Annotated in this window: 18 protein-coding genes; 16 read left to right on the top strand and 2 right to left on the bottom strand. The window is 40.8% G+C overall.

The features are described 5' to 3' along the window. Window positions 1–2 precede the first annotated feature (2 nt). The 16 genes from DXA54_RS09940 (at window position 3) to miaA (ending at window position 14,639) form a co-directional block, all read left to right on the top strand. Window positions 3–1,031, top strand: coding sequence for a hypothetical protein (locus DXA54_RS09940; RefSeq protein ID WP_120079381.1), 1,029 nt, complete (start codon window positions 3–5; stop codon window positions 1,029–1,031). Between the two features lie 6 nt (window positions 1,032–1,037). After that, on the top strand, window positions 1,038–1,784 hold the full coding sequence (locus DXA54_RS09935) for a shikimate dehydrogenase family protein (RefSeq protein WP_004304542.1): 747 nt from the start codon (window positions 1,038–1,040) through the stop codon (window positions 1,782–1,784). 18 nt (window positions 1,785–1,802) lie between these two features. Next, window positions 1,803–2,753, top strand: coding sequence for an alpha/beta hydrolase (locus tag DXA54_RS09930; RefSeq protein WP_004301723.1), 951 nt, complete (start codon window positions 1,803–1,805; stop codon window positions 2,751–2,753). A 72-nt stretch (window positions 2,754–2,825) separates the two neighbouring features. Next, the gene (locus DXA54_RS09925; protein ID WP_120079379.1) at window positions 2,826–3,749 is read left to right on the top strand and encodes a TPM domain-containing protein; all 924 of its coding nucleotides are present in this window, start codon (window positions 2,826–2,828) and stop codon (window positions 3,747–3,749) included. A gap of 71 nt (window positions 3,750–3,820) precedes the next feature. Beyond that, window positions 3,821–4,120: a hypothetical protein gene (locus DXA54_RS09920; RefSeq protein WP_120079377.1), complete on the top strand. Its 300-nt coding sequence runs from the start codon at window positions 3,821–3,823 to the stop codon at window positions 4,118–4,120. Next, window positions 4,117–4,437 carry a type II toxin-antitoxin system RelE/ParE family toxin gene (locus DXA54_RS09915; RefSeq protein ID WP_008650854.1) on the top strand — a complete coding sequence of 107 codons (321 nt, stop codon included), beginning with the start codon at window positions 4,117–4,119 and terminating at the stop codon, window positions 4,435–4,437. The genes DXA54_RS09920 and DXA54_RS09915 overlap by 4 nt, the downstream gene beginning before the upstream one ends. A gap of 8 nt (window positions 4,438–4,445) precedes the next feature. After that, window positions 4,446–5,027, top strand: a complete 582-nt coding sequence (locus DXA54_RS09910) for a LemA family protein (protein ID WP_008650853.1) — start codon at window positions 4,446–4,448, stop codon at window positions 5,025–5,027. Window positions 5,028–5,294: 267 nt separating this feature from the next. After that, a complete protein-coding gene (locus DXA54_RS09905) occupies window positions 5,295–6,461 on the top strand; it encodes an AIR synthase-related protein (protein WP_120079375.1) in 1,167 nt (388 codons plus the stop codon). Between the two features lie 3 nt (window positions 6,462–6,464). Next, window positions 6,465–7,577 carry a peptide chain release factor 1 gene (gene prfA, locus DXA54_RS09900; RefSeq protein WP_004304534.1) on the top strand — a complete coding sequence of 371 codons (1,113 nt, stop codon included), beginning with the start codon at window positions 6,465–6,467 and terminating at the stop codon, window positions 7,575–7,577. A gap of 76 nt (window positions 7,578–7,653) precedes the next feature. Then, a complete protein-coding gene (pyrF, locus tag DXA54_RS09895; protein ID WP_004304532.1) occupies window positions 7,654–8,478 on the top strand; it encodes an orotidine-5'-phosphate decarboxylase in 825 nt (274 codons plus the stop codon). 30 nt (window positions 8,479–8,508) lie between these two features. Beyond that, window positions 8,509–9,738: an HD domain-containing protein gene (locus DXA54_RS09890; RefSeq protein WP_004324970.1), complete on the top strand. Its 1,230-nt coding sequence runs from the start codon at window positions 8,509–8,511 to the stop codon at window positions 9,736–9,738. Window positions 9,739–9,820: 82 nt separating this feature from the next. Further along, a complete protein-coding gene (gene lpxD, locus DXA54_RS09885; protein WP_074706692.1) occupies window positions 9,821–10,861 on the top strand; it encodes a UDP-3-O-(3-hydroxymyristoyl)glucosamine N-acyltransferase in 1,041 nt (346 codons plus the stop codon). Between the two features lie 11 nt (window positions 10,862–10,872). After that, window positions 10,873–12,258 (top strand): bifunctional UDP-3-O-[3-hydroxymyristoyl] N-acetylglucosamine deacetylase/3-hydroxyacyl-ACP dehydratase, encoded by a 1,386-nt coding sequence (locus DXA54_RS09880; protein WP_004304529.1) that lies wholly within the window; start codon window positions 10,873–10,875, stop codon window positions 12,256–12,258. Between the two features lie 19 nt (window positions 12,259–12,277). Then, the gene (lpxA, locus tag DXA54_RS09875; protein WP_120079373.1) at window positions 12,278–13,045 is read left to right on the top strand and encodes an acyl-ACP--UDP-N-acetylglucosamine O-acyltransferase; all 768 of its coding nucleotides are present in this window, start codon (window positions 12,278–12,280) and stop codon (window positions 13,043–13,045) included. A gap of 21 nt (window positions 13,046–13,066) precedes the next feature. Continuing rightward, window positions 13,067–13,621 (top strand): IS1096 element passenger TnpR family protein, encoded by a 555-nt coding sequence (locus tag DXA54_RS09870; protein ID WP_004308535.1) that lies wholly within the window; start codon window positions 13,067–13,069, stop codon window positions 13,619–13,621. Window positions 13,622–13,742: 121 nt separating this feature from the next. Next, on the top strand, window positions 13,743–14,639 hold the full coding sequence (miaA, locus tag DXA54_RS09865; RefSeq protein ID WP_004308534.1) for a tRNA (adenosine(37)-N6)-dimethylallyltransferase MiaA: 897 nt from the start codon (window positions 13,743–13,745) through the stop codon (window positions 14,637–14,639). A gap of 49 nt (window positions 14,640–14,688) precedes the next feature. On the opposite strand, the gene DXA54_RS09860 is transcribed toward miaA, so the two are convergent. Then, a complete protein-coding gene (locus tag DXA54_RS09860) occupies window positions 14,689–16,320 on the bottom strand; it encodes a M56 family metallopeptidase (RefSeq protein ID WP_120079371.1) in 1,632 nt (543 codons plus the stop codon). A 23-nt stretch (window positions 16,321–16,343) separates the two neighbouring features. Beyond that, complete coding sequence (locus tag DXA54_RS09855) at window positions 16,344–16,712, bottom strand: BlaI/MecI/CopY family transcriptional regulator (RefSeq protein ID WP_004301694.1); 369 nt, start codon at window positions 16,710–16,712, stop codon at window positions 16,344–16,346. Window positions 16,713–16,814: the final 102 nt, after the last annotated feature.

Here is a 16,814-nt window from a genome sequence, read left to right as displayed (position 1 = left end):
TTATGAAAACAACAAAATCAATTGGACTATTTCTACTCTGCATTTTTTGTTGTATCAATTTCACCTCTTGTGATCCGGCAAACAATGGAGGAGATGACCTAATATGGGATTTTGCTCCCATAGTTCTTTACATTTCAGTACAGGATGCTCAAGGCAATGACTTACTGAATCCACTCACCAAAGGCTCTATCGCCAATCAAGGAATAAAAGCGATCTACAAAGGGGAGACCTACGAAAAAGACGCTCCGCTAAACGAACGCACCAGAGCTTATATGGCCTATTTCACAGGTCTGCAAACAGAAATAAGCAAAGACGGAAAATATTATCTGACTTTCGGGGAATTCAATGGCGATCATACATTCGATAATGAGAAAGTAGAAATAGACTGGAATGACGGAAAAGAACCATCTGTCATCACTTTTTCCAGTAAACTGACCTGGAAATCAAAGAAAGAACCCGTATTCGACCGGAAATTCTGCCTGAACGGACAAGAAATTGACCAGAAACAAGGTTTAGTAATTACCAGCCCCCCCTCTCAATCTGAACAGAAATTCGATATCGTTGCCGTAGAATATGGCATAGATGTAGAAACGGACGAAATTAAAGAAAAAATAAAAGCCGATTTAGAGAGTAAATCTCCCTATACCAATGGAGAATCATACAGTATATCTATTCAGGAAAAGAACTCCGGTACATATACATTACTCAATTCTGATGGCTTTCCTATAACAAAAAAGGAATTCGCAATCGAAGAAGCAGAAGCTCATGGTATGTATGGAATAACGACTGAAATAGCCAAAACTTGCAGACTTATTCCTCCTGACGACCAAATATACAACCATATAAAATTGAAATTAGGCATTGACGGCGAGAAGTCATCTAACACTTTCAATATCTTTATCGGCCGCCCTTATAATTTCTGGATATACGAAGATTTGACGGAATACTATAAAGACAAATACCCTGACGGTAAAGTAAAAGAAATAGTACGTCTTCTAAAAAGTAAACCCAATAACCCAACTAAGCAATAAATGATTATGGAAAAATATGGTTTAATCGGCTACCCTCTGCGACATTCTTTTTCTATCGGATACTTTAATGAGAAATTCAAATCCGAAGGTATCAATGCAGAGTATGTGAATTTTGAAATTCCCAGCATTAATAACTTCATGGAAGTTATCGAAGAGAATCCCAATTTATGCGGGCTTAATGTGACTATCCCCTACAAAGAACAAGTGATTCCTTTTTTGGATGAACTCGACCGTGATACCGCAAAGATAGGTGCTGTGAATGTCATTAAAATCATCCGCCAGCAGAAAGGGAAAGTCAAACTGGTTGGCTACAACTCCGACATCATCGGATTTACTCAATCCATTCAACCTTTATTGCAGCCTCATCACCAAAAAGCATTGATTCTGGGTACCGGCGGAGCTTCCAAAGCCGTCTACCACGGGCTGAAAAACCTGGGTATTGAAAGTATATTCGTATCACGCACCCACAAAGCCGATGATATGCTGACTTATGAGGAACTGACTCCCGAAATTATGGCAGAATATACAATCATCGTCAACTGTACTCCCGTAGGTATGTTTCCTAAGGTAGATTTCTGCCCTAATATTCCTTATGAGCTACTGACTCCAAACCATTTGCTCTATGATTTGTTATATAATCCGAATGTTACGCTGTTCATGAAAAAAGGAGAAGCACAAGGGGCTGTTGTTAAAAACGGTCTGGAAATGCTGCTGCTCCAGGCATTTGCCGCATGGGAGATATGGCATAAATAAGGATTAGAGAGAGTTTTTATGAGGAGAAAAGTTGTATATAGCATCATTATTATCATGCTGGCATTGACCGGCTGCACCATCGGAGGAAGTTTTTATATGTTAAACTTTTCATTGACTCCGAATGCCAAGATTTTGTCTAAAGATGCTGACTCTTATCCCTTCATGTATAGAAACTACCCTTTCCTACGTCCATGGGTGGACAGCCTGAAACAAGTGGATGCACTGAAAGATACATTCATCATCAATCCGCACGGAATACAACTTCATGCGTATTATGTTGCTGCTCCCCAACCCACCAGTAAGACAGCAGTCATTGTGCATGGACATACAGATAATGCTATCCGTATGTTTATGATTGGTTATCTGTATAATCGAGATTTAGGATATAACATATTACTTCCCGACCTGCAACATCAGGGAGAAAGTGAAGGCCCAGCCATCCAGATGGGATGGAAAGACCGTTGGGACGTATTGCAATGGATGAACATTGCCAATGAGATTTTCGGAGATAGTACACAAATGGTTGTACACGGCATTTCAATGGGAGGTGCGACAACCATGATGGTGTCCGGTGAGGAACAGAAACCATTTGTTAAATGCTTTGTGGAAGATTGCGGCTACACCAGTGTATGGGACGAATTCTCACATGAGCTTAAAGCTAGTTTCCACCTTCCCCCTTTTCCACTCATGTATACCACAAGCTGGCTTTGCGAGAAGAAATATGGATGGAATTTTAAAGAGGCTTCCTCACTGAAACAAGTAGCCAAATCACAGCTTCCGATGCTGTTTATTCACGGGGATAAAGACACGTATGTGCCTACCTGGATGGTATATTCGCTCTACGAAGCCAAACCGGGACCCAAAGAACTATGGATTGTTCCAGGAGCGGCTCATGCAGTTTCATACAAAGAGAATAAACAGGAATACACCGACCGAGTCCGTGCATTCGTCGGGCGATACATTCATTAAACCTATTATAACAAGGAGTTTTAGATTCATAACAGAAAAAGTTTCTATATTTGCAAACGTAAAATAATCGTTATGAAATCAATATTGACTTTTATACTAGCTACTTTTCTTCTGTTCCCACTACAAGCTCAAGAGAAAGTATACACGGTGGACAACCTCCCGAAAGTTCACCTGCAAAACAAAATGCAATATGTTTGCAACCCGGCCGGCATACTTTCACAGGCAGCTTGTGACAGTATAGACTCCATGCTTTATGCCTTGGAACAACAAACAGGAATTGAAACGGTGGTTGCCGTAGTTCCTTCAATCGGAGAAGAAGATTGTTTCAACTTCTGCCACCAGCTACTCAATCAATGGGGTGTAGGGAAGAAAGATAAAAATAACGGATTGGTTATTTTGTTGGTTACGGATCAACGTTGTATCCAGTTTTATACCGGTTATGGCCTGGAAGGAGTGCTCCCCGATGCGATCTGCAAAAGGATTCAAACCAAATATATGATTCCTTACCTGAAAGACGGAAATTGGAATGCAGGAATGGTGGCTGGCCTTAAAGCAACTTGCCAGCGTCTTGACGGTTCCATGGAAAACGATGCCCTCTCCGATTCGAACGACGGTGGCTCCTTTGATTTTGTTCTTGCCATCCTTTGCTTTATTGTCATCGGTGGAGGTCTTGCTTTCTTTTCTGCACGTAGGCAAAGCCGTTGTCCGAAATGCAGCAAACACCAAATGCAGAGAACAGGAAGCAGAGTCGTATCCCGGATTAATGGAGTGAAGACAGAAGATGTCACCTATACATGTAGAAACTGCGGACATACCATCATGCGCCGCCAGCAAAGTTATGATAATGACTACCATCACCGGGGAGGTGGCGGAGGCGGTCCATTTATCGGGGGCTTTGGCGGAGGTAGAGGTAGTTTCGGAGGCGGAGGCGGCTTCGGTGGAGGCAGCTTTGGCGGAGGAATGGGAGGTGGTGGTGGTGCCGGTTCTCGTTTCTAAAATAAATGTTATCCAATGCCCTAGTTTCGAAATAAATTAGTAACTTTACCTAATGACTAAGACAGAAAAAAATGAAAGAGAATAAGGAATATCAAGAAAAAAAAGAACAAGAAAAAGTTGTCCATGAACCAACTGGTTCTTACGGTATGGATACCATCACCATGAGACAGAAAATTATGGAACGAGTAATGCTAATGGAAGACAATCAGCTCAAAGAAATGCTTCGATTCTCCAATGAACTGGAACAAAGATCATGGTTATTACCACATACTGAAGAAGAATTAGAGACTGCAATCAACAGAGGTATGGAAGATGTCAAGGCAGGAAGGATTGTTTCACATGAGGATGTTCTCAAATATTATATGAAATGACAAATATTGTTTGGACTCAATCGGCTTTGCAAACGCTAGAATTAGTTTATTTACAAACATTACAATATACAAAAAACGAACGTATAGCTGCTAAATTGCATAATAAACTTATCAAAGAAGCAGAGATACTTAAAACTTTCCCAAATGCGGGAAACATTCTAAACACTTCAGAAAGAGTTACACTCTGTTACAGAGCATTAGTAGTAGACACTAATTATAAACTTATTTATTACGTTGATGCTAATAAGGATGTAATCATTGTGACAGTCTGGGACGTTCGTCAAAACCCTGATAAATTAACAAAAACTATAGAATAATTAGAAACATGAAGAAGTCAATTATTATCATCTTAGCCGTTGTGGCTATCCTTGTCATATGGGCAGTAAGTGTATATAACGGTCTGGTTACTATGGACGAGAATGTTACCGGTAAATGGGCAAATGTAGAAACTCAATACCAACGTCGTGCCGACTTGATTCCTAATCTGGTAAACACAGTGAAAGGATATGCGACACATGAGAAGGAAACATTGGAAGGAGTTGTTGCCGCACGTAGCCAGGCTACTCAAATCAAAGTAGACGCTGCCGATCTGACACCGGAAAAGTTAGCGCAATATCAAAAGGCACAAGGTGCTGTAACATCAGCACTAGGCAAATTATTAGCTATTACCGAGAATTATCCGGATCTGAAAGCTAACCAGAACTTTCTGGAACTTCAAGCTCAACTGGAAGGAACAGAAAACCGCATCAATGTAGCACGCAAAGACTTCAATGATGCAGCACAAGCTTATAATACCAATATCCGCCGTTTCCCGAAGAATATTTTCGCGGGAATGTTCGGTTTCGATAAGAAAGCATATTTTGAAGCAGAGGAAGGTAGTGAGAAGGCTCCGAAAGTAGAATTCTAAAAAAATGATTTACAAAGAGAGAGACTAGATATTATCTGAAATATTTATTCTGACATTTTTTCATTAGATAAAACCCTTATATATTAAGAGTTAAAATCACAGTTTTCATTACTATGATTTTAACTCTTAATTTTCTATTATTATTCTCCTTTTCAAGAGAATATTCTAAAGTAAAATAGTTAATGATTAACATTTGCCAGTACCTAGTTGGCTGTACCAAAAAAAAGCTGTACTTTTGCAGCCGTATACAAAATAATTCTATAACTCATGAGTAATCAACGATACATGATGCGTGGAGTAAGCGCATCAAAAGAAGATGTGCACAACGCCATCAAGAACATCGACAAAGGAATCTTTCCAAAAGCGTTTTGCAAAATTATCCCGGACATATTGGGAGGTGACCCGGAATATTGCAATATTATGCATGCCGATGGTGCCGGAACCAAATCATCTCTCGCTTATATGTACTGGAAAGAAACGGGTGATTTGTCCGTTTGGAAAGGTATTGCGCAGGATGCATTGATTATGAATATCGACGACCTGCTTTGTGTAGGTGCCGTAGACAATATTCTTGTCTCTTCTACCATTGGACGTAATAAACTGTTGATTCCCGGAGAAGTAATCTCCGCCATCATCAATGGAACAGATGAATTGCTGGCCGAACTCCGTGAAATGGGTGTAGGGGTATACGCAACCGGTGGTGAAACTGCTGATGTCGGCGACTTGGTTCGTACGATCATCGTTGACTCTACCGTAACTTGTCGCATGAAACGTTCAGACGTTATCGACAATGCCAATATTCGTCCGGGTGACGTGATCGTTGGTTTGGCTTCTTACGGACAAGCTACTTACGAAAAAGAATACAATGGCGGTATGGGCAGCAATGGTTTGACAAGTGCCCGTCACGATGTATTCGGAAAATATCTTGCTGAAAAATATCCGGAAAGCTACGATGCTGCAGTTCCTGAAGAATTAGTTTACTCCGGCAAGTTAAAATTGATAGACAGTGTAGAAGACTCTCCAATTGATGCAGGCAAGTTAGTGCTCTCCCCTACTCGTACATACGCACCAGTAGTGAAGAAATTACTCGATGCACTGCGCCCGGAAATCCACGGAATGGTGCACTGCTCCGGTGGTGCACAAACCAAAGTTTTACACTTTGTTGAAAACGTTCGTGTAGTAAAAGATAATCTTTTCCCTGTTCCTCCTTTATTCAAAACTATTCAAGAACAAAGTGGTACGGACTGGGCAGAAATGTACAAGGTATTCAATATGGGACATCGCCTCGAAGTTTATTTGTCACCGGAACATGCAGAAGAAGTAATTGCTATTTCCAAGTCATTCGGTATTCCGGCACAGATTGTAGGACGTGTTGAAGCATGTGAGCAAACAGAATTAATCATTAAGAGCGAATTCGGAGAATTTAGATACTAAAGAATGGCAGATAACAGTACCATATTAGAAAAATTAGACGGACTCGTAGCCCGTTTTGAAGAAATATCTACCCTTATCACAGACCCGGCAGTGATTGCCGATCAGAAACGTTATGTCAAGTTGACTAAAGAATATAAGGAATTAGACGACTTGATGAAAGCAAGGAAAGAATATATCCAATTACTGGGTAATATTGAAGAAGCTAAAAATATCCTTGCTAATGAATCGGATGCTGAAATGCGCGAGATGGCGAAAGAAGAAATGGACAATAGTCAAGAGCGCCTTCCGGTATTGGAAGAAGAAATCAAACTGATGCTTGTCCCTGCCGATCCGCAAGACAGCAAGAACGCAATTCTTGAAATCCGTGGCGGTGCAGGAGGTGATGAAGCAGCTATCTTTGCCGGTGACCTCTTTCGTATGTATGCCAAATTCTGTGAAACCAAAGGTTGGAAGATGGAAGTCTCCAATGCAAACGAAGGGACAGCAGGAGGATTCAAAGAAGTTGTTTGTAGTGTCACGGGCGATAATGTATATGGAATTTTAAAATATGAATCGGGAGTACACCGCGTACAGCGCGTTCCTGCTACCGAGACGCAAGGACGTGTTCATACTTCTGCCGCATCAGTGGCGGTACTTCCCGAAGCTGAAGAATTCGATGTAGTCATCAACGAAGGAGAAATCAAATGGGATACTTTCCGAAGTGGTGGTGCCGGTGGACAGAATGTAAATAAGGTAGAATCCGGAGTACGTCTGCGTTATATCTGGAAGAACCCGAATACTGGCATTGCCGAAGAAATACTCATTGAATGTACCGAAACACGTGACCAACCGAAAAATAAGGAACGTGCTTTGGCCCGTCTCCGTACATTTATCTATGACAAGGAACATCAGAAATACATCGATGACATTGCCTCCAAGCGTAAAACAATGGTATCGACCGGAGACCGTTCTGCTAAAATCCGCACCTACAACTATCCACAGGGACGAATCACCGACCATCGCATCAATTACACGATTTATAATCTTGCTGCATTCATGGACGGGGATATTCAAGACTGTATCGATCACCTGATCGTAGCGGAAAACGCGGAACGCTTGAAAGAAAGCGAACTTTAGAAAAATGAAGAGTTGATAGTTGAAAATGATTTCTTAGAAATAGTCAATAGTAAATTGTATAATAGTAAATAATAAGATGGATAAGCAACAATTATTTGAAAACATAAAGCGCAAAAAATCATTCCTTTGTGTAGGACTTGATACTGACATCAAGAAAATCCCGGAGCATCTGTTGAAAGAAGAAGATCCGATCTTTGCATTCAACAAGGCCATCATTGACGCGACAGCTGATTTGTGCATCGCCTATAAACCCAATCTGGCTTTCTATGAAAGCATGGGCGTAAAAGGATGGATCGCATTTGAAAAGACAGTAAAATACATCAAAGATAATTATCCGGACCAATTCATCATCGCTGACGCAAAGCGTGGTGACATCGGAAATACTTCTGCAATGTATGCCCGCACCTTCTTTGAAGAACTTAATATCGACTCTGTAACGGTAGCTCCTTATATGGGCGAAGACAGCGTTACTCCGTTCCTTACCTATGAAGGTAAATGGGTGATTCTGTTGGCATTGACTTCCAACAAAGGTTCACATGACTTCCAACTAACAGAAGATGTAAACGGCGAACGTCTGTTCGAGAAAGTATTACGTAAATCACAAGAATGGGCTAGTGACGACCGTATGATGTATGTGGTAGGTGCTACTCAAGGACGCGCTTTCGAAGATATTCGTAAAATTGTTCCGAACCATTTCCTTCTCGTACCAGGTGTAGGAGCACAAGGCGGCTCGCTCGAAGAAGTTTGTAAATACGGAATGAACAGTACATGCGGATTAATTGTTAACTCCTCACGTGGTATTATCTACGTAGATAAAACAGAGAAATTTGCAGAAGCTGCCCGCACCGCCGCACAAGAAGTACAGGCGCAAATGGCTGAACAACTCAAAGCAATTCTCTGAAAAGAGAAAAAGGATCTCTAAAGAAAACGAATGCCTTACGAAAGAAAGATAATTAACGACCCCGTATTCGGGTTCATCAATATTCCAAAGGGGTTACTGTACGATATAGTACGGCATCCCCTTTTGCAGCGTCTTACCCGCATCAAGCAGGTAGGATTATCATCTGTTGTATACCCCGGTGCGCAACACACCCGCTTCCAACACTCTTTAGGTGCTTTTCACCTGATGAGTGAAGCTATCACCCAACTGGCTTCTAAAGGTAATTTTATTTTTGACAGCGAAGCGGAAGCTGTACAGGCGGCCATCCTGTTACATGATATAGGACATGGTCCCTTCTCACATGTACTGGAAGATACTATAGTAAAAGGAGTCTCCCACGAAGAGATTTCCCTCATGCTGATGGAACGGATGAACAAAGAGATGAACGGTCAGCTTAGTCTTGCCATCCAAATCTTCAAGGACGAATATCCGAAACGCTTTCTGCATCAACTCGTAAGCGGTCAGTTGGATATGGACAGACTTGATTATCTTCGCCGTGACAGCTTTTATACAGGCGTGACAGAAGGAAACATCGGTTCCGCCCGAATTATCAAAATGCTTGATGTAGCGGATGACCGACTCGTTATCGAATCCAAAGGGATCTATTCTATTGAGAATTTCCTCACGGCACGTCGCTTGATGTACTGGCAAGTATACCTGCATAAGACATCCGTCGCATACGAAAAGATGCTGATTAGTACTCTATTACGTGCCAAAGAATTAGCTTCCCAAAGAGTGGAACTGTTTGCATCACCCGCATTGCGTTTTTTCCTTTACAATGATATCAATCCTACGGAATTCTATCATAACCCCGACTGTCTGGAGAATTTTATCCAGCTAGACGACAATGATATATGGACAGCCTTGAAAGTGTGGAGCACCCATACAGACAAGGTACTTTCTACTTTAAGCACGGGAATGATAAACCGAAATATCTTTAAAGTAGAAATTTCATCGGAACCGATTAGTGAGGACAGAAAAAAAGAATTAACTTTGCACATCAGCCAGCAATTAGGTATAACTCTTTCCGAAGCGAACTATTTTGTCTCTACCCCCAGCATCGAAAAGAATATGTATGACCCGGCAGATGACAGTATTGACATTATCTACAAAGACGGCACTATCAAAAATATTGCCGAAGCATCGGACATGCTGAACATCTCATTATTGTCCAAAAAGGTAAAGAAATACTATCTCTGCTATCAGAGATTACACAGATAAGTATAAAATATTCATGCAATAACACGGAAATCTGAAAAAAAAATCCGTTATTTGTGAACTAATTAAATTTTAAATTAAAGACATGGAGTTCTCGGCTAAGCAAATTGCAGCATTTATCCAAGGGGAAATCATTGGAGACGAAAACGCTACGGTACACACATTCGCTAAAATTGAAGAGGGAATGCCCGGAGCAATTTCTTTCCTGTCAAATCCCAAATATACACCTTACATCTACGAGACACAATCAAGCATTGTCCTGGTTAATAAGGACTTCACTCCCGAACACGAAATTAAAGCTACTCTGATAAAAGTAGACAATGCATATGAAAGTCTGGCTAAATTGCTCAATCTTTATGAGATGAGCAAGCCTAAGAAACAAGGTATAGATTCATTAGCTTTCGTTGCACCCAGCGCCAAAATTGGTGAGAACGTATACATCGGTGCATTTGCCTATATTGGTGAAAATACCGTGATTGGAGATAATACCCAAATTTATCCACACACTTTTGTTGGAGACGGCGTGAAGATAGGCAACAGTTGCTTGCTGTACTCCAATGTAAATGTTTATCATGATTGCCGCATAGGTAACGAATGTATCCTGCACTCGGGTGCAGTGATTGGAGCTGACGGATTTGGTTTTGCTCCCACTCCGAATGGATACGATAAGATTCCGCAAATCGGAATTGTTATTCTGGAAGATAAAGTAGATATAGGTGCTAATACTTGTGTAGACCGTGCTACAATGGGAGCTACGGTAGTGCATAGTGGTGTCAAATTAGACAATCTGATACAAATAGCACATAATGATGAAATAGGTTCACATACCGTAATGGCTGCACAAGCCGGAATTGCCGGTTCTACCAAAATTGGTGAATGGTGTATGATCGGAGGTCAGGTAGGTATTGCAGGACATTCCAAAATAGGAGACAAAGTTGGTTTAGGTGCACAGTCAGGTGTACCCGGAGACATTAAATCCGGTAGCCAGCTTATCGGAACTCCTCCTATGGAACTGAAGCAATACTTCAAAGCATCCGTCGCACAAAGAAGCTTACCGGATATGCAGAAAGAATTGCGTAATTTGCGCAAAGAAATAGAAGAATTAAAACAACTATTAAATAAGTAAATAAGTAACCAATGCTGAAACAAAAAACGCTGAAAGATAGCTTTTCACTGAGCGGGAAAGGTCTTCACACTGGACTTGATCTCACTGTAACATTTAATCCTGCTCCGGACAATCATGGATATAAAATCCAGCGCATTGACGTAGAAGGACAACCAACTATCGATGCAGTAGCCGACAATGTGACAGAAACCACTCGTGGTACTGTATTGTCGAAGAATGGAGTCAAAGTAAGCACCGTTGAACATGGTATGGCAGCCCTCTACGCATTGGGCATTGATAACTGCCTTATTCAGGTTAACGGACCGGAATTTCCTATTTTAGATGGTAGTGCACAATATTATGTACAAGAAATAGAACGTGTAGGAACAGTAGAACAAAATGCCGTCAAAGACTTTTATATTATCAAGTCTAAAATTGAGTTCCGGGATGAAACGACTGGTTCTTCTATCATCGTACTTCCTGACGAGAATTTCAGTCTGAATGTACTGGTTTCTTACGATTCAACCATTATCCCGAATCAGTTTGCTACACTTGAGGATATGCATAATTTCAAAGACGAAGTGGCCGCCAGCCGTACTTTCGTCTTTGTTCGCGAAATAGAACCGCTGCTCTCCGCTGGATTGATTAAAGGGGGTGACCTGGACAATGCAATCGTAATCTACGAGCGTAAGATGTCACAGGAAAGTTTCGACAAGTTGGCAGATGTGATGAGAGTACCTCACATGGACGCTGAACAATTAGGCTATATCAATCACAAACCGTTGGTTTGGGCAAACGAATGTGCCCGCCACAAATTGTTGGATGTGATCGGTGACCTTGCTTTAATCGGTAAACCGATAAAAGGCCGGATCATTGCTACCCGTCCCGGACATACTATCAATAATAAGTTTGCACGCCAAATGCGGAAAGAAATCCGTTTGCACGAAATACAGGCGCCAAGTTACGACTGTAACCGTGAGCCGGTAATGGATGTAAACCGTATCCGCGAATTATTGCCACACCGCTATCCTTTCCAACTGGTTGACAAAGTGATTGAGATTGGTGCTAATTACATTGTAGGTATCAAAAATATCACAGCTAACGAACCTTTCTTTCAGGGACATTTCCCACAAGAACCTGTTATGCCGGGAGTACTTCAAGTAGAAGCAATGGCACAAGTCGGTGGTTTACTCGTTTTGAATTCAGTAGACGAACCTGAACGTTATTCTACCTATTTCATGAAAATAGATGGAGTAAAATTTCGCCAGAAAGTAGTGCCGGGAGATACTATTATCTTCCGTGTAGAAATGCTGGCACCTATCCGCCGTGGCATCTCTACTATGAAAGGATATGCATTTGTTGGCGAGAAAGTTGTTTGCGAAGCAGAGTTCATGGCACAAATAGTGAAAAATAAGTAATAATTGATATATTAAAAGCATGATAAGTCCTTTAGCGTATATTCATCCCGAAGCTAAAATTGGGGAAAATGTAGAAATTGCGCCTTTTGTATTTATAGATAAGAACGTAGTTATCGGCGACAACAATAAAATTATGGCTAACGCCAATATTTTATATGGTTCACGTATTGGTAACGGAAACACTATTTTTCCGGGTGCCGTAATCGGAGCCATTCCGCAGGACCTTAAGTTTCGCGGTGAGGAATCGACAGCCGAAATCGGGGATAATAATCTGATTCGTGAAAATGTAACAATCAACCGTGGTACAGCAGCTAAAGGGCGCACGATTGTAGGAAATAACAATTTACTGATGGAGGGTGTACACGTAGCACACGATGCATTGGTTGGTAACGGATGTATCATCGGTAACTCTACCAAAATGGCAGGTGAAATCATCATTGATGATAATGCGATTGTCAGCGCTAATGTATTGATGCACCAATTCTGTCATGTAGGGAGTCATGTAATGATTCAGGGCGGATGCCGCTTCAGTAAAGATATTCCTCCTTACATCATCGCAGGACGCGAACCGATTGCTTTTAGTGGAATCAACATCATCGGCCTGCGCCGTCGTGGTTTTGCCAATGAAGTGATCGAAAGTATTCACAATGCATATCGTATCATCTACCAAAGTGGCTTGAACACGACAGAAGCATTGAAAAAAATAGAAGATGAATTCGAAAAGAGCCCGGAGATTGACTATATAGTCAATTTTATCCGTAATTCAGAACGTGGTATTATTAAATAAACAGTTCAAAATAGTCATATTATGATATACAGATTTACTATCATATCTGATGAAGTTGACGATTTTGTCAGAGAAATACAAATTGATCCGGAAGCAACTTTTTATGACTTCCATGAAGCAATACTGAAATCAGTAGGGTACGCAAACGACCAGATGACTTCTTTCTTTATCTGCGATGACGACTGGGAAAAAGGAAAAGAAGTAACCTTAGAAGAAATGGACGACAATCCGGAAATAGATAGCTGGGTAATGAAAGACACTGCTATCAGTGAATTGGTAGAAGACGAAAAACAGAAACTGCTATATGTATTCGATTACATAACAGAACGTTGTTTCTTCATCGAACTATCCGAAATTATCACCGGAAAAGATATGAATGGTGCCAAATGTACCAAGAAATCAGGAGATGCTCCTAAACAAACGGTAGATTTTGAAGAAATGACCGCTGCGGGAGGTTCTCTTGATCTGGATGAAAACTTCTATGGAGACCAGGACTTCGACATGGAAGATTTCGATCAGGAAGGATTTGACATAGGTGGTGACACTAGCAGCCCATACGAAGAAGAAAAATTTTAAGTATTAAATATCAAGTATTAGGTATTAATTGCTATGTAGTGTCAGGCAGTTAATACCTAATATTTTTTTAGTCCCGTACGCTTTAATACTTAATACTTCTATACTTAATACTTAAAAATCTATGCCTACTCTCATTGTTCTTATAGGTCCTACAGGTGTGGGGAAAACGGAGTTGAGCCTGCGCTTGGCAGAAACATTTCAGACAAGCATTGTATCTGCCGATTCGAGACAGCTTTATGCCGAATTAAAAATAGGCACGGCAGCTCCTACTCCCGACCAACTCAAACGTGTCCCCCATCAACTGGTCGGCACGCTCCACCTCACAGACTATTACAGCGCTGCCCAATACGAAACAGAAGCACTGGAAATTCTGGAGAAATTATTCACGCAACACGAAGTCGTGATTCTCACTGGTGGCTCAATGATGTATGTAGACGCTATCTGTAAGGGAATTGACGATATTCCTACCGTTGATGCGGAAACCCGTCAACTCATGTTACAAAAGTATGAAGAGGAAGGCCTTGAACAACTCTGCGCAGAACTTCGCTTGTTAGACCCGGAATATTACCGGATTGTAGATCTGAAGAATCCCAAGCGGGTAATTCATGCGTTGGAGATTTGCTATATGACCGGACGCACTTATACTTCTTTTCGCACCCAACAAAAAAAACAGCGTCCTTTCCGTATTCTGAAAGTCGGCCTGACTCGTGATCGGGAAGAACTTTATGACCGTATCAACCGCCGGGTAGACCAGATGATGGAGGAAGGATTATTGGAAGAAGTACGTTCCGTACTTCCCTATCGTCACCTCAATTCACTCAATACAGTAGGCTATAAAGAACTGTTCAAATATCTGGACGGAGAATGGGAACTCTCCTTTGCTATAGACAAAATCAAGCAAAACTCCCGCATTTATTCGCGTAAACAGATGACCTGGTTCAAAAGAGATGAAGAAATAAAATGGTTCCACCCGGAACAAGAAACGGAGATACTAGCGTACCTCCGTCAATCTTTATAACATTATATTTTGACAATATTTAGAAACAGAAGACATCTAAAATCTACTGCTATTCTTCAGATGCAGTTACTTTTATTGTTGAAGTCACTGTATCATTAATAGCACGAATAGAAATTTGACGGGCTTGATATTCTTCTTTCACTAATAGATTTACTTCAATCACTCCATTCTTTCCCTTATCACCATAAGCAGCCAATGCAGTCTTATCTTTTAATACAGATATACTCCTAATACGATCAGGAGAAATATTCGCTAAAGGATCATCACCAGTAGCCTCTTTGCCATCAATTATAACCAAAGGTTTACCTCCATCAGCAGAACGAAACGTAGCTCCCCAACTCTTTGCCCCACTATTTAATGCATCCAACCTTGTTTTATTAATGCCTTCGATTTCAATCTTTCTCGGCGCAAACTTTTTTTCCGAATATAGTTTTATATCCATCACTCCATCCTTAGCCTTTTCTCCATAAATCTTAATAGCTTTTTCAGGACCTATGACAGACACACTTTCAATACGTTCAGGATTCAAAGCATTTACTACTTCACGATCAGACTCCTTCCCATTAATAATAACCAAAGGTTTTCCTTCGCCGGAAATTCCTTGTACCGAAATAGCCACCTTCTCTTTCCCGGATGTTAAGACAGAATCTTTTTTTTCTGTACGATACCCTACCACTACTACCTTATTCTTGGTAGTATCAATAGGCTCCTTAACAACATTTTCTTCACTCTTTTTTTCCACAATTGCTGCCAAATCATTAACTTTGACTGCAGAAATCTCTTCCACTTTTTCAGAGATTTCAGGACGGGCAAAAGCAGTTACTGCAATAGCTGCCAACGGAAGTACATACAAGTACTTCAACCGTGCCCACGGATTCGATTTTTCTTTTAACATCATAGTGATACGTTTTTTAAGTTTACTGTGATTAAAGCTGTTGGCCATAGAGTAGAGCCTTGTGCCAACGGCTTTTTTTATTAATAATAGTTGATATTCTTTCGCGTTTACACCCTCATTAATGACGGTCTCGTCCGCTTCATACTCATGAATGTTCTGCAACTCTTGTTTCAACAACCATGCACCAGGATTGAACCATTGAAAAAAGATGCAAATATCCGCCACCAATAAATCTACTGAATGGCGATGGTGAATATGAGCCATTTCATGAATAAGGATTTCCCTCCCGTTTTCCTCCAAGTCTTTCCGGCTGATGACAATATACTTCATCCAACTGAACGGAGCTATCTCCTGATTATGCACCACAAATGTAACCCCTTTCTCCAACTTCTCATGTTTGCCGGAATGTACCAACCGAAAGAGACAAATCAAAGAATAGATATTGCGACAGGCAAGAAACAGAATACCCGCCCAATAGACCAGCAGAACAATCTGTACCCAAGATATGGCCGACGTCTCCTGCACTGCACCGACATTGGCAGGAGTAGTCTCCAACTCTGCCATCAATAGCAATTGTTCAATGGAAAGCACAGCCTGCTGCACTTCAACCTGATGCCGGGTAGTTACTTCGATACAAGGAATGAGTAATGAAAAGAACAACACTCCCAATAAAGCCATACGATTGAAACGATGAAAGGTTTCCTTGCTAAGTAATAACCGGAAAAACAGGTAAAACAGAACAAGACAAACAGATGATTTTAATATATAAATGAAGAAAACTCCCATAGCATAGATTTTCGTTTAATAGATTAGTGTTTTTTGTCAGCTTGTTCCACTTCCTCGATGAGCTGTTTCAATTCATCCAAGGAAATATCTTCCTCCTTAACCAAAGAAGAAACGGCATTCAGGTAAGAATTATTAAAATACTTACTAATCACATTCCGCAGCGTTCCTTTACGAAAATCTTCTTCACTAACTACGGGATAATATTGATAGGTATTTCCGAAAGTATAATGAGCTAGAAAACCTTTTTCTTCCAACCCACGCACAATCGTAGATAATGTATTGAAATGTGGCTTGGGATCTTCATAGAAAGCCAACATTTCCTTCACGAACAAGGGACCTTTTTCCCAGAAAAAGCCCATGATTTCTTCTTCTTTTGCTGTTAATCCTTTCATATCTGCAACTTTGTTTGCCGCAAATAACGAAAAGTTTTAGTTCATAAACTAATTTATCTAGTTAAAGTAAACTAAAAGATATAGTTAAGACGAATAATCTAC

The sequence above is a fragment of the Bacteroides sp. OF03-11BH genome (assembly GCF_003604005.1).
Lineage (GTDB): Bacteria > Bacteroidota > Bacteroidia > Bacteroidales > Bacteroidaceae > Bacteroides > Bacteroides ovatus.
This window is presented reverse-complemented; position numbering and strand designations above follow the sequence as displayed.